Below are 22,297 nucleotides of genomic sequence, written 5' to 3'. Positions count from 1 at the left end.
AAGTTGAATCCCATGGCCCGAAGTCTAGACGCACAACGCCGCGCTGCAAAGCAGCACGGCGTCAAAGACCTGTGAAAGAGATGTGTTGGGATCGGCGCAATCGGCCGACCCGCGCCGGATCAACCCTGGCGCGCCTTGAAGCGGCGCTGGACCTTGTTGATCACGTAGACGCGGCCCTTGCGGCGGACCAGACGGTTGTTGCGATGGCGGCCGCGCAGCGACTTCAGCGAGTTACGGACCTTCATGGGACAATCCTGTTACTTCGAAAGGCCCGTGTTGGAGGCCGTACCTGATCAATGCCAATAGATGGCAAAATGGGATTATCCCGACAAGCGGCCTACCGCGCGGGACGGCCGGGTTCTAAGCCATCAGACCGTTAAATGTCAACCGAGATGGGCCGATTTTCGGCCATATCCCGACGTGAAACCCGTGTCGGTCATCCCGCCACGCCATTGAGATCACATCAGAAACGGCCACCGCCGCGATATCCGCGCCAAGGCACCGTCCGGCCACAACGCCCCGACGGTGGCCTCACGGCCGCCGAATCGTGCTCGCACGCAGTAGGCTCGCCCCACCGAAGGACGACTTCACGGCCGCACTGAGCCCGCACCGCCATCGCCTTCGATCAACTCAGACCGCTTGCGAAAATTGTTATATCATATAATCATTTTCCATCACTAACAAACACGCCCCCGGGGAAGCCGAATGCCCAAGCTCAAACTGCCCGACATCGAAAAGGTCACAGCGATCGACATCCACACCCATGCCGAGGAGCCGTGCGGCATGCATGGCGACGACGGCTACGACGATTTCCAGGCGCAGATGGCCGACTATTTCAAGTCGCCGCACAAGCATCCGCCGACCGTGCCGGAGACCGCGGCCTATTACCGCGCCAAGAACATCGCCGCGGTGATCTTCCCGGTCGACGCCGAACGCGAGACCGGTTTCCGCCGCTACAAAAATGAGGAGATGCTGGAGATCGCCTCCGATCATCTCGACGTGCTGATCCCGTTCGTCTCGATCGACCCGCACAAGGGCAAGCTCGGCGTCCGCGAGGCGCGCAAGCTGATCGAGGACTACGGCGTGCGCGGCTTCAAATTCCATCCGACCATGCAGGGCTTCTACGCCAACGACCGCATGGCCTATCCGCTCTATGAGGCGATCAACGAGGGCGGCGCGATCGCGCTGTTCCACACCGGCCAGACCGGCGTCGGCTCGGGCATGCCCGGCGGCATGGGGATGCGGCTGAAATATTCCAACCCGATGTACATGGACGACGTCGCGGCCGACTTTCCCGACCTCAAGATCATCCTCGCGCATCCCTCCTTCCCCTGGCAGGAAGAGGCGCTCTCAGTCGCGACCCACAAGCCGAACGTCTATATCGACCTGTCCGGCTGGTCGCCGAAATATTTCCCGCCGATCCTGGTGCGCTACATCAACTCGATTTTGCAGGACAAGATGCTGTTCGGCTCGGACTGGCCTGTCATCACGCCGGACCGCTGGCTCGCCGACTTCGCCAAGCTCGACATCCGCGAGGAGATCCGGCCCAAAGTCCTGAAGGCCAACGCGCGCAAGATTTTGGGGATTTAGAGCATGATCCGGAAAAGTGCGAAGCGGTTTTCCGAAAAGATCATGCTCAAACAAGGAGATGAGATCATGATGCGATTCCGTGGAAGCGCATCATGATTTAAGGGAGTATCGTCGGCCGCACGCTTGCGGGGCGGCCGATGACGAACCGGGCCGGACTTGCCACCCTCCTCGCCGTGCTCCTGGTCGGGAGCGCGGGCGGCAAGCCTGCGGCGGCAGCCGAAGCGCCCTCTGTGCTGGTCGAGTTCGAAAGCCCGCTCAACAACGCGCAGCCACTGCAGGGCCTGTTGCGGCGGCCTGAGCGACCGGGTCTCCTGCCCGCCGTGGTGTTGCTGCATGGCTGCAGCGGGCAGTGGCGAGAACTCGACGAGCGCTGGGGTAAACGGTTCGCGGCCTGGGGCTATGTTACGCTGACCGTGGACCGGTTCGGCCCGCGTGGCATCAGCAACACCTGCACCGGCGATGTCCCTGCGGCAACGGTTCACGACGCCTACCGCGCGCTGAGCTTCCTGAGCCGACAATCCATGGTCGATCCGACACGCATTGCCGTGATCGGCTTCTCGCAAGGCGGATGGCTCGCATTGTTCTCGGTCGAGCACGGCGCGATCGAGGTCAACGCGACGGAAAAATTCCGCGCCGCCGTCGCCTTCTATCCGCGCTGCCTCGGCATCAAGGGCAACATGACCGTGCCGACCCTGATCATGGTCGGCGAACTCGACGACTGGACGCCGGCGCAAGAGTGCCGGAACCTGGCGGAAGGCCGCGACGATGACGGCATCTCGCGGCAGCAGGGCCTTGGCTATCCGATCGAACTGATCGTCTATCCCGGCGCCTACCATGATTTCGACGTACCGCATTACAGCACGCCGGGTGAGTTGCTCGGCCATCACCTAGAATTCAACGCGGCGGCCCGGGATCAGTCCATCGACGCACTCAGGAAATTCCTGTATGCGACGATCGGCGGGCAAGAGAGACCACAATGACAATCAAAGCGATCGTCTTCGACGCCTACGGCACGCTCTACGATGTCCAGTCGGTGGCCGAAATCACCGAGGATGCATTCCCTGGCTATGGCGACATCATCACCCAGGTCTGGCGCATCAAGCAGCTCGAATACTCCTGGCTGCGCACGCTGATGCGGCGCTACCAGGATTTCGCCACAGCGACCCGCGATTCCCTCGCCTACACGCTGCGCTGCCTCGGCCTGCAATATGACGAAGCGACCTTTGGGCGCATCATCGACAAGTATCAGCATCTTGCGCTGTATCCGGATGCCGTCGCCGCGCTCGAGGCGATGAAGGACAAGAAGCTCGCGATCCTCTCCAACGGCAGCCCTGACATGCTGAATGCGCTGGTGCGCAATTCCGGCCTCGACCGCCTGCTCGATGCGACCATCAGCGTCGATGCCCACAAGGTGTTCAAGCCGGCGCCCGAGGCCTACACGCTGATCGAGGAGGTGCTGAACGTGCCGCCCGCGGAGGTCCTGTTCATCTCCTCCAATCCGTGGGACGCCTGCGGCGCCAAGGCGTTCGGACTCAATGTCGCCTGGATCGAGCGGGTGACGCCGGAGGCGATGGCGCTCGCCTGCGTTGAGAGCGAGACGGTCGCCCCATTGACGATGTTCAAGGCCCTGCGTACCCAGATGGACGAGCTCGGCGTGGTGCCCGATCACCGGATCCACGATCTGTCCGAACTTCCTGCCCTGGTGTCTGCCAGATCCTGACTAGCAAGGTCCTGAATAGTATGAGCCTCGCCTCCGTCCGCGCCTTCTTCGCCGAGAAGGCGCCCGACATCACCGTGATCGAATCCGCCGTCAGCTCCGCGACCGTCGCCTTGGCGGCGGAGGCCTATGGCGTCGAGCCGGCGCGGATCGCCAAGACGCTGAGCCTGCGGGTCGGCGACCGCGTGGTGCTGATCGTCGCCGCCGGCACGTCGCGGATGGACAACAAGAAGGTGAAGGCGGCGTTCGGCGGCAAGCCGAAGATGCTCGGCCTCGACGAGGTTGCCGACATCACCGGCCACGAGGTCGGCGGCGTCTGCCCGTTCGGGCTGAAGACGCCGCTGCCGGTGTATTGCGATGTGTCGCTGAAAGCATTCGACGTCGTGGTGCCGGCCGCGGGCTCGACCCACAGCGCGGTCCGCATCACGCCCGAGCGGATGGCCGAACTGACCGCGGCCGAATGGGTCGATGTCTGCGAAGTCAGGTCTCGGACAGAAGTCAGTGCGTAGACACTAATCCTCATCATTGTCGGGCCGCAGCGGCGCAACCGGGGCCGGCTGCATCTGCTGCGGCGCGTGCGGCCGCTGCATCGTCTGCGGCTGCGGTGCGCGCCCCTGCGTCTGTGCCTGTTGTTGCGCATTCGACTCGAACACGGCACGGCAGGAACTGCCAAGCAGCGCCGTGTTCTGCCGCAGGCAGGCGACGATCCGGTTGGTGTCGGGTATTTGATCGCTGCACAGTCGCATCACGTCCGGCGTACATGCCATCTGCTGTTCCCAGGTGCCGCGATACTCCTGCGACAACGCAGGCGCGGCAGTGCCGAGGCCGCTGATCGCGATCGCTAAGCTCAGGACAATTCGCTCCGTCTGCATGCCCAGTGCCCTTGTTCGTTGAGTTCGGTTCGTTGAGTTCGATTTCGTCCGCGCGCATGGGTTCCGCGCGGCGACTTGCTTCAAAAATGGCAAATGAATGCGGCCAAGGATCGTTCGCGCAGACAACAAAATGTGAAGGCCAATAAGCCCAAGTTCCCGTCCGCATGATGCAGGAGCGGGATGCTGAACTCTAGCTCCCGCGTGTCGCAGCCGATGCGCTTTACCTCGCCCCGCGTGCGGAGAGAGGGAGCGCAGTGCCGGCGCGGTCGACCTAATCTCGGTATGCTTTAGTGCTTGCGCGCCGCCTTACGCGTCTTTCCGACCGACCGCTTCCTGGCCGCGCCGCGCTTGGTCGCGGTCTTCTTGCTGGCGGCTGCGCGGCGGACCGGGGCGGCGGCTGCGGGACGCTTGCGCGGCACGGCCTTCTTGACCGCCTTCCTCGCCGAACTCTTGGCCGCTTTCTTGGCTGCCTTCTTCGCGGCTTGCGGGCGCGCGCGCCGCGCCGTCGACACACTCCGGCGCCGCGCTCCGCCTCCCCCGACGGGAACGATGTGGTCGTCCGCATCGAGTGTGAGCTGCTGGAGCGGATACGCAGGAAGGAAACTCGGATCGTTGTAGAGCTTGCTCAGACTGCCCTGATCGAACTTGCCGCCCTGCCCGCGATCTTCACCCGCACCGGCGCGCCAGGCCGCTTCCCAGACCCGGGCCAGCGTCTTGGCGCCGTCCTGCATGCAGGCCGCCGTAGCATCCTTCAGCTTCGACCACATCACGTCGACCTGGCCGTTGCCCATATGCGAGTTGAACAGATTCACGATCGTCATCGGCGGCAGCCGCTTCACGGTTCGCTGCATCAGCGCGACCACGGCGACCGCAGCGTCGCGGCCGGTCGGCGTGCCGCCCGCAACGATCTCCGCGACGTCGCTGGTCCGGGCGTCGGGGATCATCTTGATGAGATCCTTGCCGTGGCGGCCGATCATCGTGGTCTCGTACACGCTGTGCACCTTGGCGTGTGCCTTGTCGTTCAGATCGAGGCCATGGTGGAATTGCGAGATGTGCAGCGGCTGGCAGGCATCACCGATGTAATGGGCGACGATTCCCGCGGCGCAGACGAACTCGAGCTTCTTGTTGGCGGCGGCATATTCGACCATCTCGTCGAAGATCTGCCAGACCCGGAACGGCAACGCGCCGCGGCGGTCCTCGCCGATCCCTTCGTAATAGTCATTCCAGACTTTCGGATCGACGTTGCGCGTGGACTCGGCGCACAGATCCAGCAGCGTCTTGCCATCCTTGCCCGGCTTGTCCATGTCGGCGAAATGGTTGCTCTCGTCGGTGTGCCGGGTGAAGCGCCAGACCAGGTCGGCGACGTCGGCCAGCGGCGCGAATGCGCCGCGCTGATATGGCTTGAGGTCGGCAAGCAGCTTGTCGTCGAGGCCGATATTGTCGGAGTTGGCGTCCATCATGCTCGAGAGCTTGGGAAGCTTCGCATCGATCAGGCCGGTCGCATAGGCGCCGATCTTGACGTGTCCCCATTCGCCCCAATACTCGGTGTGGCCGGCATTCCAGTCGCCGATCAGCTCGACATCGAGCTCGCGGCACAGCGTCGCCATGCAGATGCCGAGCGCGACCTGCATCGGAATCTTGCCGCCCGATCCGAACAATTCCTGGCCGCCCCATTCCAGCGCCAGGGGACTTAGGATGCGCGCGCCGCTGGCGTTCTTCTTCGCATCCGGATCGTCGAGAAACCAGATCGTGCCGGAATCGCCGGGGTAGTTGTTGAGCGGCGTGTCGCTGTCGCGCGGACCGATCACGAAATCGCTGACATATTCCATGCCGCCGACGGTCTTGTAGCGATAGAACAGGCCGATGATCTTGCCCTTCATCAATCCGCTGGTCGCACCGAAGGCGATCAGCGGCTGGTCGATGATCTCGAGGCGGAAGGTACCGACATTGAGATCGACGACGTCGCCGACCTGTCCGACGCCGTAGACCTGCGCGGTCCAGCCCTTGACGTCATCGACGCGGATCAATCCGGCATCGAGATTGGCCACCACCCGCGCGCCGGGCCAGCCGGGATAGACGTCGCTGAAGGCGCGCTTGCCGAGTTGCAGCGCATCGCTGACGCCGAGACGCCGTTCCGTGTTCTTGAAGCCGGCGAAGATCTCGCGCCCGGCCGCGCCGACCACGTGGCGGTTGGAGAGCGCAAACACGGTCTCGCCATTGGTGACGAGACAGCCGATCGAGCCGCGATGGATCTTGCCCTGGATCATGGTCTGGACCGGAAAGCCGCCGCCAACCAGATCGCTCTTGAACACCGGCGGATCGACGACGCCGGGGCTGTCCTCGTTCGGGTCGACCTTGACGACGCAGGTCGGCACGACGCGCCCGTCAGGCAGATACAGGAATGGCGGCACCAGCTGGTCCTGCTTCTCCGGATGGTTCTTCAACTCGGAGCGCTTCATCCAGTCCCGGACAAAGACGAGGATGCAGGGCCACGACCAGTCCTTGACCGACGAATTGAACAGCGTGCGCGGTCCGAGCGCCTGCGGCTTGGAATGGTGCCGCCGTTCGGTCGCGTTGCGGTCGCTGTCGCGGATCAGATAGCGGCCGATCGCCGTGGCGTAGACCGATTGCAGATGGGCCAGATGCACGTGATAGGCCTCGCGGGCATCGAGCAGATCCTTCACCGACAATGACGTGAAATCGTGCTTGGTCAGGTCAATCATCTGGTTCCTCCGAAAATGCGCTTTGCGGCAACAGGTTCAGGACGCAGAAATAGACGATCGCGGCGGCCCACGATCATGGGTTAGTTCACACAACTTATACAATTTAAAAGGGATGACACGAATGTGACGGGTCGCGCGGCCTTCAGCCGCGTGTGCGGTGCCGACTACTTCCGGTGAGCGCGGCTCTCTATTTCCGCAGGGCGCGGCCTTTTACTTCCGCTGGGCGCGGCCTTTGGCGAAATGGCTGGCGAGGAAATCCGCCAGCACCTCGACGCGGGCGGGCCGCGGGCCGCCGGGCGGCGTGACGAGATGCACCGCGCCTTCGGGCTGCTTCCAGCCTTTCAGGATCACCTCGACCTCGCCGCGTGCGATCGCGTCGCCGACGATGAAGTCGGGCAGGTCGGCGATGCCGAGACCGGCGAGCAGCGCGGGCATCACGGCCTCGCCATTGTTGACGCGCAACTGGCCGGCGGGACGCACGCTCGCCTGTTCACCCGACGCATTGGTGTAGTGCCAGACGCCCTGGGTCGAGAGATAGGCGTAGCCGAAGCATTTGTGCTCGGCGAGATGCATCGGATGGGTCGGCCGGCCGTGGCGCTTCAAATAGGACGGCGCTGCCACCGTGTAGCGCGGCATGCCGCACAGCCGCCGCGCGATCAGCGAGGAATCCGGCAGCCGCGCGATGCGCAGGCCGGCATCAAAGCCTTCGCCGATCAGATCGACCGTGGCGTCGCTCAGGTGCAGATCGATCGCGACCTCCGGATAGGCCTCCATGAATTCCGGCAGCAGCGGCGCCACCGTCTTGACGCCGAAGGTCATGGGCACCGCGAACCGCACCAGGCCACGTGGCGTGGTCGATTGCGCCAGCGCCTCGCTTTCGGCGGCCTCGCCGTCGGCCAGCAGCCGCGCGGCGCGCTCCGACAATTTCTGGCCGGCATCGGTCAGCGCCAGCCGCCGCGAGGTGCGGTTGAACAGCCGCGCGCCGAGCCGCTCCTCGAGCCGGCTGACCGCCTTCGAGACCGTCGCCTTGGACAGCGAGAGCTCGGTCGCGGCCGCCGCAAACGACCGTAATTCCATGACTTTTGCGAAGATCGCGAGCGCCTCGAAGTCCGGCAGTTTCGACATGGGCCGCTGTCCTGATCGTTCAATTTGGAAACAATGAGTTTCAATAGTTTCTATTTCTATACCACAGCCGGAGGCATATCCAAGGGTCAACGAGATCGAAATCAACCTATCAAGCGGAGTAACACATGATCGAACTCAGACCATTCGCAGAGCTTGGCGGCGCCGACCACGGCTGGCTGAAGGCCAAGCACCACTTCTCGTTCGCGAGCTACTACGATCCCGCCAATGTCAGCCATGGCGCGCTGCGCGTGTGGAACGACGACGAGATCGCGCCCAACTCCGGCTTCCCGGCGCATCCGCATGCCAACATGGAGATCATCACCTATGTTCGCGAAGGTGCGATCACGCACCAGGACTCGCTCGGCAACAAGGGACGCACCGAAGCCGGCGACGTGCAGGTGATGAGCGCCGGTAGCGGCATCCGTCACTCCGAGTACAATCTGGAACCGTCCAAGACCAAGATCTTCCAGATCTGGATCGAGCCGACGACGAAGGGCGGCCACCCGACCTGGGGCTCGAAGCCGTTCCCGAAGGCGGACCGCTCGGGCAAGCTCGTCACCATCGCCTCCGGCATCGACGGCGACAACGACGCGCTGCCGATCCGCGCCGATGCGCGGGTGCTCGCCACCACGCTGAGGGCCGGCGAGAGCGCGGAATACGCCGCCGACAAGGCCCGCCACCTCTATCTGGTGCCGGCGGCCGGCAGCATCGAGGTCAACGGCGTGCGCGTCAATGCGCGCGACGGCGCCGCGATCCGCGATGAAGCCAAGCTGAAGATCACCGCGCTCGAGGATGCCGAGCTCGTGCTCGTCGACGCCGCCTGATCACCACTCACCCTGCATGCGCGGACGAACGTCCGCGCATGCTCCTCCCCCAAATCATCTTCCCCTACCTCAACCCCCAAAGGAGGCCATCATGGCCAAGGTTCTCGTTCTCTATTACTCCGCCTACGGTCACATCGAAGCGATGGCGAATGCCGTTGCGGAAGGCGCGCGCGAAGCCGGCGCCACCGTCGATATCAAGCGCGTGCCCGAGCTCGTGCCGGCCGAAGTCGCGAAAGCCTCGTACTACAAGCTCGACCAGCCCGCACCGATCGCAGAGATCAACGACCTCCCCAATTACGACGCGATCATCGTCGGCACCGGCACCCGGTTCGGCCGCATGGCTTCGCAGATGGCCAACTTCCTCGACCAGGCCGGCGGGCTCTGGGCCCGTGGCGCGCTGAACGGCAAGGTCGGCGGCGCCTTCACCTCGAGCGCGACCCAGCATGGCGGCCAGGAGACCACGCTGTTCTCGATCATCACGAACCTGTTGCATTTCGGCATGACGGTGATCGGACTGAACTACGGCTTTGCCGGACAGATGAAGCTCGACGAGGTCACCGGCGGCGCGCCCTACGGCGCCACCACGATCACCGGCGGCGACGGCAGCCGCCAGCCCAGCGAGAACGAGCTCGCCGGCGCGCGCTATCAGGGCCGCGCAATCGCGGAGGCTGCCAGAAAGCTGCACGGCTAAGCTTCGCGGCTTGCTACGAAGCAAATGCGATCAGGGCGGCATTCTCATTCGGGAATGCCGCCCTTTGCTCAGTCGTCCTCGCGCGAGGGCATCGACTTGCCGAGCGCCTGCTTCAGCCGCGCGGTGAGCTCCGGATAGTGACGCAGCGCCAGCACGGCGCGGTCCCGCAGCGCGTAGGGCTGCCCGCGCCAGCTCAAGGGTGCGCTGAGATCGACCAGCGGCGTGCGCTGCGGTCTGAACCGCCGCTTGTAGGTGTAATTGCCGATCGAGAAATCGAACTCCCGCACACCGTCCTTGTGCAGCGCTTCGATGGTGCGATCGATGATCAGCCGGCCCGGCGAACAGGCCGACCATTTCTCGCCCGCATTGCTGATGCGGATCATGACGTAGCGCGAGCCGGTGCGGACGCCGAGCAGCGTCGCCACCACTTCGTCGCTGGTCGCAAGTGCGGTCATGACCGCATAGCCGCGCGCGGTGCCTTCGCGCACCAGGTCGCGATAGAAGGCGGCGCAGTCCGCATTGTCGAGTACGTAGTTGAGCCCAAGACCGTTCAGCCGCGCGCCCTGCTGCACTTCCGTGATGGACAGAAGGTCCAGCGCCTCGCCGGTATCTGTGGCGACCCTGAACGCCGCGGACGGCTCACGCGTGAACACGCGCCAGCTCCGTCCCAATTCCTTGCGAACCTTCCGGTTCAGCTCGTAGCGCCAGGCGTTGTGGTCGTCACCGATGGTCAGCAGATTGCCGTTGACGACCGATGGTCCGATGCCATCGAGCAGCGCCAGCGGGTTGGATCGCGTCGCGAGCTTGACCGGCATCTTGCGAAAACGGATCAGATCGGCTCCGCCGGGCGCTTTGCGCAGCGCGGCCTGCAAATCACGCCAAAACTGCCATGCGGCGACGTCGTCGCGCGGTGCGGCGGGGCCGAGGATCGGCGCGTTGAAGTCGGTGAGGTTGAGGTCGGCGAATTCGACAACGCGGAGGCTGCCTTGCCGGTGACAGATCAGCGGCAACAGTGCAGCCCGCTCGCCGGTCGCGGCATCGCTGACGATTGCGATCAGCGGCTCGACACCGTCGGTCGACGCGAAGGCCCGGTACCATGACGCATACCATTGCGGATGCTGGAACGCCGTGAGCGGCTCGAAGGTCCCCCAGCGGGCGGCGGCATACGCCCAATCGGAAACCAATTCGACGCGATAGCCGACCGCATAGGAAGCGACCCGCGCCCCGAATTTCTCAACCGCTGTCGTCAAGACCGTCATTCCAGCACCTGCTACCGGCAAGCCCGCTTAGGCCGCCTCCAACGCCGCCTTGGGCGGGTCCTTGGGCAGGTCGACGATCTTGCCGAGATCGCTCTCGTCGAGGCGGAAGTCGATCGCGCGCCGCACGGCGCGTTCGCGCTTCACCCATTTGCCGTCGCGCAGCAGCTTCTGCATCACCTGCTTGGCGAAGAAGGTCGGGCCGCGGATACTGCGGCTGCGCGGCGTGTAGCCGAAGCGATGACGCAGCATGCCGTTGGCGAGATGCAGGATCTGGGCGCGGCGGATGTCGTCGTTCACATAGGAGATCGTCATCGAGATGTTGACGGTGTCGAGGTTCTCGACGCGGTGCGGCGCATTGAGCGGCCAGTTCAGCATCTGGCCGGGTTCGAGATCGATCACCTGCGCATGCCAATCGTACCAGGGCTCGTAGGGGATATCGACCTCGACGTCGAACAGCGCGATGTTCTCGAGATGCTCGGGCCGGATGAACGGCTGCGTGCTGGGATAGATGTAGACCCGCTTGCGGCCGGCGATCTGGACCAAGCCCTGCCCCGGCAGATCGGCGTGGTAATAGACCTGTGCATCGGGCGACGAAATCAGGATGCCGGCCTGATGGGCCGGCGCATCGAAACCGGGAACCTTGGTGGCGATCTCGCCGAACATCCGCTCGATCATGTCGCGGTAGCGGCGATCGATCGCGGTGACGTTGCGCAGGTTCAGCCACAGGCCGCCGCGCGAAATCGCCTCGATCACCTGATGGCCGCGCAGCCTGCCGATCTCGCCCTCGCGCCAAACCCGGCTCGACCCCTTGGCGCCGGTCTTGACCAGGCTGTAATGCTCGCGCGGATAGTGCTCGATCAGCTTGGCGAGATCGTCCATCGAGAACGCCGGCTGCTTGTGCATGGTGTGCTCGAGCCGGATCGGCTGACGGCTCCAGAGCCTGGAATGGTTGTCATCCCAATTCGCAAAGATCTTGCCCGTCGTCATGGTCGCGCTCCTGGCTGCGCCGTTTCGCTTCATCCGATGTCCCGTTCCGGGACGAGCTGGCAGCTCTTGGGCAGGGATTGGCAAGAACGGTGCCGTCGCGTATGCGCGCGGGTTACGCAAAGCTAGTCTCGCCGATATGGCTAACCGCGACGTTTCCGGAGCCGGCCGCCGTGGCCGACAGGACTGAATGACTGAACCACCCCGATATCGCGCGCTGTTTCTCGGCGCCGGGCCGCGGATGCACTGCGGCGTCGGGCAATTCACCCGCCTGCTGCAGGAGGCGATCGACAAGCTCGAGCCCGGCGCTAGCACGGCGTTAACCCTGACCCAGACCGACGGCACGATCGGCGAGATCTGGCGCGCGGTCGGCAGCGCGGACAGCGTGGTCTGCAACTTCCCGATCGTGGCCTGGAAGCGCGTGATCGCACGCCCGCTGCTCGCGCTGCTGTTCGCCCGGCTGCGGCGTCGCAAGGTTGTCTTGATTCAGCACGAATGGGCCGGCCTCAACGGCATCCGCCGGCTGACCTATATCCCCGCTTTGTGGCTCGCCAATACCATCGTGATGTTCTCGCCGCTGGTGCGCCGCGAACTCGCCGACGATCGCATCATGCGCGGCATGGTGCGGAAATGCGTGCTGGCGCCGCTGCCGCCGAACATCGCGGCGCCGGCCGGCTTTTCGGATTCGATGCTGTTGCAGCGGCTCGTCGCGGCACGCAGCAACGGCCAGCTCATCGTCGGGCATTTCGGCTCGATCTATCCGGGCAAGCAGCCGAACGGGCTGCTCGAGATCGGCGCGATCCTGAAGCAGCGGGGCCTGGAGCCCTTGATCGTCTATGTCGGCTCCTTCATTCGCGGCACCGACAACATCGAGCAGAAGTTCTATGCCCGCGTCGCCGAGCTGGGGCTGAAGGGCGATGTGATCGTTTCCGGCTATGTCGCCTCCGATCACGAGGTGTTCGGCCTGCTCGGCGAGATCGACGTGTTCTGCTACTCGCTGGCCGAGGGCCTGACCGCGCGGCGCTCCAGCATCCTGGCCTGCGTGCAGTCAGGCCGCCCGCTGATCGTCACCGGCCCGGCGCTGCCGGATGAATTCGACCACCATCCGCGCTTCAAGGAATTGATCGATCGCGGCGCCATCCTGCTGGTGCCGCGCGACGCCGACAGTGCGGCCTATGCCGACCGGATCGTCACGGCGCTGAAGCGGCCGACCGTGCCCGTGCCGTTCGATTTCGACGGCTGGTGGACGGACGTTGCCAACGCTGTCCGCGCACAGCTCTAGATCTCGCTGCGCATCCGGAACCGGGCCAGATAATGCAGCCCGAGTACCGCGATCAGGAACGTCACCCAGATCGTGTCGGCGCGATCCAGGAAGAAGCTCTCCATCGACGACAGATAGAGGCCGAACAGCCAGATGCGCAGGAACAGCATCGTCAGCGGCGCATCATTGCCGCCACCATCCGCAGCCTGGAAGTCGCGCAACGGCTTGACGACAACAGCCGCGATCAGCAGCACGAGACCGGGCAGGCCGGTCCCGAGCGCGGTATCGAGATAGCCATTGTGGCTATGCGAGGCGTAGCCCGCCCACTCCTTGCCTTCCTGCAGGTTCTGAATCGCGCTGGTGCCCCAGAACGACTCGAAGCCGTAGCCGGTCCATAGCCGCTGGTGCAGCGATTCCAGCGCGAAGGCCCAGATGTCGGCGCGGCCGGTGAAGGAGGTGTCGATCGGCATCCGGTCGGCGATCGCGGCGAGCGTGTCGCTCATCACGGTGCCGACGCTGAGCAGATTGAGCAGCAGCAGCGGCGTCAGCAGCAGCAGCGCGCGGCCCCAAAACGAGCGGATCATCGGCATCAGCGCGGTCAGCATCAGCACGGCGACACAGAGCACGATCGCGCTCTTGCCGGCGGCGAAGAACAGGAACACCGCGGCGAGCCCGGTCACGGCGATGCCCGACAGCCAGCCGCCGGCCCGCATCAGATAGATGCCGAGGAAGATCAGCATCGCCATCATCGCGGCCGCGACGTTCTTGTGGCCGAACGCGCCGCGCCAGTTGCCGGCAAGCGCCGGTTCCTGCGGATCGGTGGCCTGGTGGATCGACAGATGCGGCGCCAGGAAGACGCCGAGATAGCAGGTCACGAGCAGGACCAGTGCGGCAATGCCGAACCAGCGCATCAATTCGCCCTGCGATTTCGGCAGCAGCAGCAGCGTCGCGGTCACCACGATCACGAACACCGACAGCGCCAGGCGGCGCAGCGAGGTGGCGGGATCGGTCGACAGCACGACGGTGACGCAGATCCAGCCCGCGAACAGCAGGAAAGCTGGCGTCAGCAATGATTTCAGCGCCGGCAGATTGTCGCGCAAGGTCAGCGCCAGCATCGCGACCGTCAACACGCCGAACAGGGCGTAAAGCACCGCATCCTTGCCGGTGACCACGTCACCGACATAGAAGCCGCTCAGATCCGCGAACGGACGCAGCGATATCCAGACCAGCAGGAGAATGCCGACAAAGAATGCGCCGCGGACGATATCCATCACCGGCCGGCGCGCAATGTCGGCGATCAGCGCCCGGCTTTCCGCGGTGACGGACAACTCACTCACGACGCGATCTTGGAAGCTGCGTAGGGCTGCGGCTCGATACCGAGCACGGCAAGCGCGCTGCCGACCGCGACCACCATCGGGTGCATCGCAATCACCGCCTGATGTTCGCGCAGCACGATGCGCGTGAAGCGATACAGCGAGAACGGCACCAGACCGAACATCTTGGCCTTGACGACCGCGCGCGACCACATTGTCTGCGCCGCCTTGCGCTCGATGTGATAGTTGATCGCGCCGATCCGCAATCCGCGCCGCACGATCCAGCCGAGATTGGTCCGGGTCGAGGGAACGGTCTCGCTGATGACGGCGTCCGTGACCCAGAAGAAGCGAAAGCCGGCGCGGCGCGCCCGCGCGAAGAAGTCGTGGTCGCCGCCGCCGAGGAAGTTGAAGCGCAGGTCGAAGGCGGGCTGTCCAAGCTTGTCGAACACCGCGCGCCGGATCAGGCAGTTGCCGCAACCATAGATCACCGGGACGGGACCGCTGGCATGATAGGCCGGTGCGAACGCCGGATGGCGCCTGAGGCTGCCTTTGTGCTTGTCATCGAAATTCGGCCACACCGGGCCGCCGACGATCTCGGCGCCGGAGCTCTCCGCCGCCTGCACCATCCGCTCCAGCCAGTCCGGCGAGGCGACCTCGTCGTCGTCGATCATCAGGAAGTTCTGCGCGTTCGGAAAGGTCTCGAGCGCGGTCTCGAACGCCGCGTTGATCGCCTGGCAATTGCCCTGCCGCGGCTCGACGATGCAGATCCCGCGAAGCTTGCCGGAATTGAGAAACTCGGCCGCGACCGGCGCGCTCTCGCAGCGCGCGGCATCGTTCTCGACCACGACGATCGCAAAGCTGCGCTCGGTGCGCTGAGCCGCCACCGACTCCAACGTCAGCCGCAAGTGTTGGGGCCGGCGGAAGCTCGGAATGCAGATGACGGTCTCGACGGAGCAATCCAGCGCGGGCGAGATGGTTACCCAGGCGCGGTCCGCTACAGCAAGCTCGGTCGACATCTCCATGCCCTCCTGGCAATCGCGATCCGCGACGCATCATCCCGGCACGGATCGGAATGGGACATGGCCGTCCCAAAGTGACCGGCACAGGCGGCAATACGGACGCGAAACACACGTTACGGCGACCTCATGGCAAAATCCGCTCCAGACGCGCCGCGCGTTACCGCAACTTCGCCGCAAGGTTAATTCGAAGTCGAACAAAGCGATTTGCAGGAATTGACGGCCGCGTGGGGCGCGGCCTCACGATCGGCGCCACGCTGTTAGCCAATCCTTAGGGTTAAGAGCCGTCACGCGCGCGTGCTGTGCGTCTTGCGTTGCAGTTGGCATTCAATTTGCTGATCAACCCATAAATCCTCGATCGATCCGATCGCAACAACGCAAAACACTGCCTGAGGTTCACCTTGAAAGCGCTCGACCTCGTCTCGCTCGGCACCAAACACGTCCGCAACGCCCTCTCGGAAGAGCTCTATTTGCGTACCGGCCGCGACGTCACCCGCCCGGCCGCGATCTTCGCCGAGGTGGTCGAACGCTGCAATTACAAGTGCCGCTACTGCGACTACTGGCGCCGCCCGAACTATCGCGACGAGATGTCGATCGTCGAATGGCAGCGCGCGCTCGCGAGCCTGAAGGAATTCATCGGCGCCTATCACGTCGAATTCGCCGGCGGCGAGCCCTACATCAAGAAGGGCTTTCTCGACCTGTTGCGGTTCTGCCGCGACAACGACATCCACTGGGGCGTCACCACCAACGGCGGCGCCTATCTCAACAAGAAGATCGTGGCGCAAACCGTCGAGGCGCACCCGTTCAACATCAACATCTCTATCGATTCCACCGATCCCAAGATTCACAACTACTCGCGCGGCGTTGAGAACTCGCTGAGCGACATCGTCCAGGGCATCCGCAACGTCGCCGAGCAGCGCCGTGCCGAAGGTCTGGATTTCCCGATCATCATCAAGCCGGTCGTGCACAGACTGAACTTCCGCCGCCTGCCCGAAATGGTCGACTGGATCCAGCAGATCGGCGCCACCGCGCTGAGCTTCCAGCCGGTCGAGCAGGGCACGCAGGAGGTCGAGGACGAGCTATGGATCGGCGAGAACGAGCTGGACGATCTCATCAAGGTCCGCGACGAGTTGCTGCGGATGAAGCGCGAGGGCGCGCCGATCCTCAACGGCGAGGCCGTGCTGCGCGCCTGGCCGAACCATTTCCGCCGCGAGAAGGCGCCGAAGGAAGTGATGCCCTGCCGCGTCGGCATGCGGAATTATTTCATCCGCTCCGACGGCCGTCTCGAAGTGTGCTGGTTCTTCAAACCGATCGGCAACGTGCGTACCCAGACGGCGCGCGAGATCTGGTACAGCGAGGAAGCGCAGGCCCGCCGCAAGGAGACCATCGCCTGCGACAAGCTCTGCCTGTTCACCTGCCTTGCGCAGCGCACGCTGCAGGACAAGCTGAAGATGGGCCTGACGCTGTTGACCAACACCAAGGCCGCCTGACGCAGCAAGAGAGGAACAGCAAAGCCCGATCGGTCCGCGGGACCGATCGGGCTTTTGCTTGATCGCGTTGGGCTCAGCCCGCGAACAACTTGCGGAACAGGCTCGTGGACTCCGGAAACTGGCCGTTATCGATCTGCGTCGGCCACAGGCCGTCGACATCGAAATAGGCTGCATAGGCGATCGCGGCCTGATTTGCGGCGAACCAGTCGTGCATCTGCTGCACGAAAAACGCGTTGTCGCCGGACTGGCCGACGCCCCATTCCGGATAGCTCATCAGCTTGCCGTGCTTCGCTGCAAACGTGCGCTGCCATTCGAGACCGAAGGGCGCCTTCAAACAGGAATTGGTCCAGCGCTCCGCGGCGCTGCCGTCCGATTTGAAGTCGTAGACGTCGAGGCCGATGAAATCGACCACGTCGTCGCCGGGATAGGCGGCGTCGGCCGGCATGTCCTGAGCTCCCCAGCCTGGACACCAGTCGAATTTGAAACCGCGGGAATGGCGACGGAAGATTCCAACCACGCGACGGAACGCCTTGATGTAATCGGCCTCATTGCCCTTGGCGAACCAGCCCGAGTTGGAGATGTTCATCTCCCAGCCGAGGCGGATGATCGCCTTGGGATGCGCTGCTCCGATGGCGCGCGCGGCCGCCTCGAACTCGGCATCGTGCGGGCCGCCCGCGACATCGGCGAGCGGTGTGCCTGACATGGTGAGCGGCACCGACCACACCAGATTGCGCGCCGGATTGAGCTTCTTCCAGAGCCCCGGCACCCAATCGAGCTTGTGAAAGTCGTCCCAGCTGTTCTGGCCATAGAAGTCGACGCCGAGCACCGACGACCGCGGCCGATTGAGCCATTTCTCCCAGGTCTGCAGCACTTGCTCGCGGCCGGTCTCGCCCCAGTTGACGAAGGCGCCGGCAAACCGCGCCGAATCCGCACCCAGTTGCGATCGGGCTGACGGCACGGCTCGCGCGGTCGACAGTCCGCTCAGGGCAAGCGCCGCGACTGCGAGGGCACCGCGCCGCGTGATTCCGCGATCAGTCGGCATCGTGCGCTCCGGCCGGCTCGCTCAAAGCGCGCGTGCCAAAAGCACACAGCGCCGACAGTGCGGATGTCTCGAAATGGGCTGATGGTGCGGCTCGCCGTTCAGCCGCGCCGCTTACCCGCCGGAAATACCATCGAATCTGCATGTGCACTCGCCTGCGCCGACCACATCGGCATTCGAGACGCCAGCACTGCAATATCCGGGCAACATCCCGGTCCAGCGTCAAAATCGCGCGGCCGAACGATGATTTGCGATCCGTTAACGGCCGCGGCGGGCCGTTGTTTTACCAATGCTTAACCATTGCCGCCGCCGGCAGGGCCGTCAAAGCGCTTCGGCACCGATCTTGCTGAACTGAGGTTCAGGACAAGTCTGGCGGCCACGATGTTCCGCCCTGACACGGTGTCGCCGGAGAGAGTTACGAGATGAACCCTGTCGCGTTGCTGACCCCGACCTATGGGCGCGATCTGGAAATTTGCACGCTGCTCTGCGAGAGCGTGGATCGTCACGTCACGTCGTTCTCCAGGCATTATCTGCTGGTCCCGGATTGCGACCTGCCGCTGTTCGCGCCGCTGGCAAGCGAACGCCGCATCATCATTCCGGCCTCCTCCTTCCTGCCCGACTGGCTGCGGCCGCTGCCGCGCATGATCCAGCGCAAGCGCCGCCAGTTCTGGTGGTCGCTGCGCGCCAAGCCGGTGAACGGCTGGCATGTGCAACAGATCCTGAAGATCGCGGCGACGATCGCGTTGCCCTATGAGCGGTTCTGCATCCTGGATTCCGACATCGTGTTCTTCCGCGATTTCGACCTTTCGCGCTTCCAGTACCCGAACACGATCCCGCTGCTGAAAATGGCCGATGCCGTCACCGCCGACCAGCCGCGCCATTCACGCTGGCTCAAGACCAGCCATCAGCTGATCGGGCTGCCGACGCCGCCCTTCCCGGCGCCGGACTTCATCGGACACATCATCTTCTGGGACAAGCAGACCACCCGCGCGCTCGCCGAACGCATCGAGGCCGTCACCGGGATGAGCTGGATCGAGGCGCTGTGCCGGACCCGCGAGTTCTCCGAATATTTGCTGTACGGCTTCTTCGTCGAGAACGACGAGCCCGCCGCATTGCGTCACTCCGACGTGCCGAAAACGCAATGCGTCAGCTACTGGGACGATCCGACCCTGAGCAAGGACGAGCTCACCCGGCTGCTGCTGCGCGCCAACAGGGATGACGTCGCGTTCTCGATCGCATCGTTCTCGGGGACGCCGGTCGCGACGATTCGTGAGGTCGTGGCCGAGAGCGACGCCATCCTGGCGTCGTCGGCGGCCACAAGGCTTTCGGAGCTCGCCGCGTCATGCTGATCGGACAGGCCAGCATCAATCTGACGGCCAACGTGCTCTCGGCACTGCTTGGACTGCTCAGCGTATTCACCTTCACGCGGCTGTTCGCACCGCATGACTATGGCGTCTTTCTGCTTGGCGTTGGTTTCGCCTCGGTCATATCGGTCTTCCAGGTCGGCTGGTTTCGCAACCTGATCCTGAGCGGCCACGCCCGCAACGACGGCACCGACGTCCGCGGGCTGGTCGTGTCGGGTTACCTGATCTGCTGCCTCACCGCGCCGATCGCCTATCTGCTGGCCTGCCTCGTCGGCCTCGATGGCGCCGCCGCGCTCGCGGCCGTGGTCCTCGCTGTTGCAATCGGCCTGTTCGAGCTGACGCAGGATCTGCTGCGTGCACGGCTGAAGGCGCTCTCGGTCATGAAGGCCACGCTGGTCCGCGCGGCCGCCCTGCTCGGCCTTGGCGTCGTGGTTGCGCTGGCCAGCCCGACCGGCGTGCTGCTGCTGCTCGCGGCCGCCTCGGCCTATCTCGTCGCGGTGCTCGTGCAATCGCGCAGCGCATGGCGCGGCACCATCGTCAATTTCGACCGTGCCGACCTGCGCTCGCTCGCCCGCACCGGCCTGCCGCTGACCCTGTCGCTGACACTGCTCGCGATCTCGAGCGTGACCGACCGTTTCATGATCGCGAACCTGGTCGGCGCGGCCGACGCCGGCAAATATGTCGCCGCGCTCGACCTGGTGCGCCAGACCCTGATGATGCCGGCGATGAGCATGGCCGCGGCGTTCTTTCCGATGGCCGTGCAGATCCATGCCCGGCAAGGCGACGCCGCGGTCAAGACCCATCTCGCCGATTGCCTCGAGCTGCTTGCCGGCGTCACGTTGCCGGCCTGTCTCGGCTTCGCGCTGATCGCCCCGCACGTCGCCAACATCATCCTCGGCGCCGACTTCCGCGCGGTTGCCAGCGAGATCATGCCTATCGTCGCGATCGCCGTGCTGTTCCAGGTGCTGACGCAGCAATATCTGCATGCGAGCTTCCTCCTGTCGGGACGCAACTCCTTCTACCTGATCAACACCGCCTCGATCATCGCCGCGAATGTGATCCTGTCCTACGTGCTGGTCAGCCTTTACGGCACCATCGGCGCGGCCTGGGCGCGGCTCGGCGCCGACGTCACGGGCTTTGTCTGTGCTCTGATCCTGAGCCGCTTCGCTTTCCGGATTCCGATCCCGCTCGGCCGGCTCGCGCTGATCGCGATCGCCGCGCTCGCGATGGCGCTCACCGTCGGCGCGCTCGACCGCGCTCTCGATCTCGCCGATCTCCCCGCCAGCATCGTGCTGATTGGAGCGGGGTTGGCCGTCTACGCCGCGCTCTGCTGGTTGTTCGACATCGCGCGGCTGCGCGGCCGGCTGAAGCGGGGCCTTGTCATGTTTCACACCAGATCCGCAAACAGCAACGTTGGATGAGCCGATGAACAGATCCCTCGCGCTTGCTACGCGTCCCGCCCCGCTCACCGAACTCTCGATGCCCATCCCCGCTGAAATCCATCCGGAATCGCTGCTGGCCTTGCCGCCCGGCGAGGCCAAGCAGAGCCTGCTCACGGTTCACAGCATCCTCGAGGCCCGGCTGCCGGCCGGTCCGCTCTCGATTTACGAGGCCGGCGGCGGCTCGACCAGCTATCTGCCGCTCGGCGTGCTGCGCCGTTCGCATGTGACCGTCGTCGACATCGACGCCGATCAGATCCGCAACAACAGCTATGCGCAGGAAGCCGTTCTCGGCGACATCCAGACCTATCGCTTCCCGCCGCAGCAGCGTTTCGACCTGATCATCTGCTACAACGTCATCGAGCACATCCCCGATGTGGAGGCCGTGCTGAGCGGGTTCTGCGAGGCGCTGAAGCCGAACGGCCTGTTGCTGATCGGCGCACCGAACCCGAAGTCGCTGTCGGGCATCGTCACGAAATACTCCCCGCACTGGTTTCACGTCTGGTTCTACCGCCATGTGCGCGGCGAGAAGCACGCCGGGCTGCCGGGCGAGGCGCCGTTCCCGACCCATTTCCATCCGCTGGTGACCCTCGGCAACCTCGAGGCGTTCGTGGCCGGCCGCGGACTGCAGGTGATCTACCGCAAGAAATACGAGAGCCCGCGCTATCCCGAGATGCGCCGGCGCAAGCCGCTGCTGGCCACGCTGATCGACGCGGTAGCGAAGACGATGAACGCGTTGCTACCGGGCAAGATCGACGTCCGGCACGGCGACTACCACGTGATCTTGCGGAAGCTTGGCTCATGAACGCATTGTGGTCGGAAGCCAGGGTCAAGGTCAGCCACCGGCTGGCGATGCATGTGCAGGTCGAACGTTTTCGCCTGAACAATACCACGCCGATGGTGTCCTTCACCTTTGACGATCTGCCGAAGAGCGCGGCGACATTCGGCGCCGACATCCTGGAATCCTACGGCGCCCGCGGTACGTTCTACGTGTCGGGCGGACTGGTTGGACTGGACGCCCCGGGCTGGACTACCGGCAGCGCCGACGACGTCGTCTCGCTGCATCGCCGTGGCCATGAGGTCGGCTGCCACACGTTCTCGCACCGCCGCGCCTGCGATCTCGACGAGACCTCGCTGGCCGCGGAGATCGCGCGCAACCGGACCTATTTCCATTCGCTCGATCCGACCATGCCGGTCGAGAGCTTCGCCTACCCGTTCGGCTACGGCTCCTACGCGCGGAAGCACCAGTTGAGGTCGGAATTTCGCACCTGCCGCAGCATCGTGCCCGGCGTGAACAGCGGCGAGGTCGACCTGCAGTTCCTCCGCGCCATGCCGCTCATCGACCGCCAGATGTCCCGCGACCGGATCGACATGGCCTTCGCCGAGACGGCAAACATCAACGGCTGGTTAATTTTCTACAGCCACGACGTCGCCGACGCGCCGAGCCTTTATGGCTGCACGCCTGAGCTGATGACCTACGCGCTGGAGGCAGCGGCGCGGCGCAATGTCCCGGTGCTGACGATGGCGGAGGCGTTCCGATGCGCCCGCGCTTAAACCCTTTGTTTGCCTTTCTGGTGAATAGTCGGCGAA

General features: G+C 64.5%; 21 protein-coding genes. 12 read left to right on the top strand and 9 right to left on the bottom strand.

The genetic code is table 11. The features are described 5' to 3' along the window. Nucleotides 1-119: 119 nt before the first annotated feature. Entirely contained in the window at nt 120-245 is a 126-nt protein-coding gene (gene ykgO, locus AAFG13_RS32845; RefSeq protein WP_002718645.1) for a type B 50S ribosomal protein L36, read from the bottom strand. Nucleotides 246-705: 460 nt separating this feature from the next. Between ykgO and AAFG13_RS32840 the strand changes: the two genes are divergently transcribed. The 4 genes from AAFG13_RS32840 to AAFG13_RS32825 all read left to right on the top strand — a co-directional run bounded on the left by AAFG13_RS32840 (nt 706) and on the right by AAFG13_RS32825 (nt 3,816). Further along, nucleotides 706-1,590: an amidohydrolase family protein gene (locus tag AAFG13_RS32840; protein WP_097671664.1), complete on the top strand. Its 885-nt coding sequence runs from the start codon at nt 706-708 to the stop codon at nt 1,588-1,590. A gap of 137 nt (nt 1,591-1,727) precedes the next feature. Then, on the top strand, nt 1,728-2,570 hold the full coding sequence (locus tag AAFG13_RS32835; protein WP_342709373.1) for a dienelactone hydrolase family protein: 843 nt from the start codon (nt 1,728-1,730) through the stop codon (nt 2,568-2,570). Continuing rightward, entirely contained in the window at nt 2,567-3,310 is a 744-nt protein-coding gene (locus AAFG13_RS32830) for a haloacid dehalogenase type II (protein WP_342709372.1), read from the top strand. Before AAFG13_RS32835 ends, AAFG13_RS32830 begins: the two co-directional genes overlap by 4 nt. Nucleotides 3,311-3,330: 20 nt before the next feature. After that, nucleotides 3,331-3,816, top strand: a complete 486-nt coding sequence (locus AAFG13_RS32825; protein WP_212313629.1) for a YbaK/EbsC family protein — start codon at nt 3,331-3,333, stop codon at nt 3,814-3,816. Between the two features lie 3 nt (nt 3,817-3,819). On the opposite strand, the gene AAFG13_RS32820 is transcribed toward AAFG13_RS32825, so the two are convergent. The 3 genes from AAFG13_RS32820 to AAFG13_RS32810 all read right to left on the bottom strand — a co-directional run bounded on the left by AAFG13_RS32820 (nt 3,820) and on the right by AAFG13_RS32810 (nt 8,027). Beyond that, nucleotides 3,820-4,179: a hypothetical protein gene (locus AAFG13_RS32820; protein ID WP_212313631.1), complete on the bottom strand. Its 360-nt coding sequence runs from the start codon at nt 4,177-4,179 to the stop codon at nt 3,820-3,822. Nucleotides 4,180-4,466: 287 nt separating this feature from the next. Further along, on the bottom strand, nt 4,467-6,902 hold the full coding sequence (locus AAFG13_RS32815; RefSeq protein WP_342709371.1) for a hypothetical protein: 2,436 nt from the start codon (nt 6,900-6,902) through the stop codon (nt 4,467-4,469). Between the two features lie 210 nt (nt 6,903-7,112). Further along, nucleotides 7,113-8,027, bottom strand: coding sequence for a LysR family transcriptional regulator (locus AAFG13_RS32810; RefSeq protein ID WP_212313641.1), 915 nt, complete (start codon nt 8,025-8,027; stop codon nt 7,113-7,115). Nucleotides 8,028-8,152: 125 nt separating this feature from the next. Between AAFG13_RS32810 and AAFG13_RS32805 the strand changes: the two genes are divergently transcribed. After that, on the top strand, nt 8,153-8,851 hold the full coding sequence (locus AAFG13_RS32805; RefSeq protein WP_342709370.1) for a pirin family protein: 699 nt from the start codon (nt 8,153-8,155) through the stop codon (nt 8,849-8,851). A 91-nt stretch (nt 8,852-8,942) separates the two neighbouring features. Further along, nucleotides 8,943-9,542: an NAD(P)H:quinone oxidoreductase gene (wrbA, locus tag AAFG13_RS32800; protein WP_212313645.1), complete on the top strand. Its 600-nt coding sequence runs from the start codon at nt 8,943-8,945 to the stop codon at nt 9,540-9,542. Nucleotides 9,543-9,610: 68 nt separating this feature from the next. Here wrbA and AAFG13_RS32795 read toward each other — a convergent pair whose 3' ends face one another. Together AAFG13_RS32795 and AAFG13_RS32790 are read right to left on the bottom strand one after the other, a co-directional pair. Further along, nucleotides 9,611-10,792, bottom strand: a complete 1,182-nt coding sequence (locus tag AAFG13_RS32795; RefSeq protein WP_342709368.1) for a GNAT family N-acetyltransferase — start codon at nt 10,790-10,792, stop codon at nt 9,611-9,613. Between the two features lie 36 nt (nt 10,793-10,828). Next, the gene (locus tag AAFG13_RS32790) at nt 10,829-11,788 is read right to left on the bottom strand and encodes a cupin-like domain-containing protein (RefSeq protein ID WP_212313649.1); all 960 of its coding nucleotides are present in this window, start codon (nt 11,786-11,788) and stop codon (nt 10,829-10,831) included. A 187-nt stretch (nt 11,789-11,975) separates the two neighbouring features. Between AAFG13_RS32790 and AAFG13_RS32785 the strand changes: the two genes are divergently transcribed. Next, nucleotides 11,976-13,067, top strand: coding sequence for a hypothetical protein (locus AAFG13_RS32785; RefSeq protein ID WP_342709367.1), 1,092 nt, complete (start codon nt 11,976-11,978; stop codon nt 13,065-13,067). On the opposite strand, the gene AAFG13_RS32780 is transcribed toward AAFG13_RS32785, so the two are convergent. Together AAFG13_RS32780 and AAFG13_RS32775 are read right to left on the bottom strand one after the other, a co-directional pair. After that, nucleotides 13,064-14,383 carry an O-antigen ligase gene (locus AAFG13_RS32780; RefSeq protein WP_342709366.1) on the bottom strand — a complete coding sequence of 440 codons (1,320 nt, stop codon included), beginning with the start codon at nt 14,381-14,383 and terminating at the stop codon, nt 13,064-13,066. The genes AAFG13_RS32785 and AAFG13_RS32780 overlap by 4 nt on opposite strands. Then, nucleotides 14,380-15,375, bottom strand: coding sequence for a glycosyltransferase (locus AAFG13_RS32775; protein ID WP_249131902.1), 996 nt, complete (start codon nt 15,373-15,375; stop codon nt 14,380-14,382). Before AAFG13_RS32775 ends, AAFG13_RS32780 begins: the two co-directional genes overlap by 4 nt. A gap of 401 nt (nt 15,376-15,776) precedes the next feature. On the opposite strand from AAFG13_RS32775, the gene AAFG13_RS32770 reads away from it, so the two are divergent. Further along, entirely contained in the window at nt 15,777-16,865 is a 1,089-nt protein-coding gene (locus tag AAFG13_RS32770; protein WP_342709365.1) for a radical SAM protein, read from the top strand. A gap of 73 nt (nt 16,866-16,938) precedes the next feature. On the opposite strand, the gene AAFG13_RS32765 is transcribed toward AAFG13_RS32770, so the two are convergent. Beyond that, complete coding sequence (locus tag AAFG13_RS32765) at nt 16,939-17,907, bottom strand: hypothetical protein (protein ID WP_342709364.1); 969 nt, start codon at nt 17,905-17,907, stop codon at nt 16,939-16,941. A 419-nt stretch (nt 17,908-18,326) separates the two neighbouring features. Here AAFG13_RS32765 and AAFG13_RS32760 point away from each other — a divergent pair, with 419 nt between their 5' ends. Genes AAFG13_RS32760 through AAFG13_RS32745 form a run of 4 tightly spaced genes read left to right on the top strand, consistent with a single transcriptional unit; the run spans nt 18,327 to nt 22,261 of the window. Continuing rightward, on the top strand, nt 18,327-19,253 hold the full coding sequence (locus tag AAFG13_RS32760) for a DUF6492 family protein (RefSeq protein WP_212313657.1): 927 nt from the start codon (nt 18,327-18,329) through the stop codon (nt 19,251-19,253). Next, the gene (locus tag AAFG13_RS32755; protein ID WP_342709363.1) at nt 19,247-20,689 is read left to right on the top strand and encodes an oligosaccharide flippase family protein; all 1,443 of its coding nucleotides are present in this window, start codon (nt 19,247-19,249) and stop codon (nt 20,687-20,689) included. Before AAFG13_RS32760 ends, AAFG13_RS32755 begins: the two co-directional genes overlap by 7 nt. 4 nt (nt 20,690-20,693) lie before the next feature. Then, the gene (locus AAFG13_RS32750; protein ID WP_342709362.1) at nt 20,694-21,512 is read left to right on the top strand and encodes a class I SAM-dependent methyltransferase; all 819 of its coding nucleotides are present in this window, start codon (nt 20,694-20,696) and stop codon (nt 21,510-21,512) included. Then, nucleotides 21,509-22,261, top strand: coding sequence for a polysaccharide deacetylase family protein (locus AAFG13_RS32745; protein ID WP_342709361.1), 753 nt, complete (start codon nt 21,509-21,511; stop codon nt 22,259-22,261). Before AAFG13_RS32750 ends, AAFG13_RS32745 begins: the two co-directional genes overlap by 4 nt. Nucleotides 22,262-22,297: the final 36 nt, after the last annotated feature.

This window comes from Bradyrhizobium sp. B124, from assembly GCF_038967635.1.
Taxonomy (GTDB): domain Bacteria; phylum Pseudomonadota; class Alphaproteobacteria; order Rhizobiales; family Xanthobacteraceae; genus Bradyrhizobium.
This window is presented reverse-complemented; position numbering and strand designations above follow the sequence as displayed.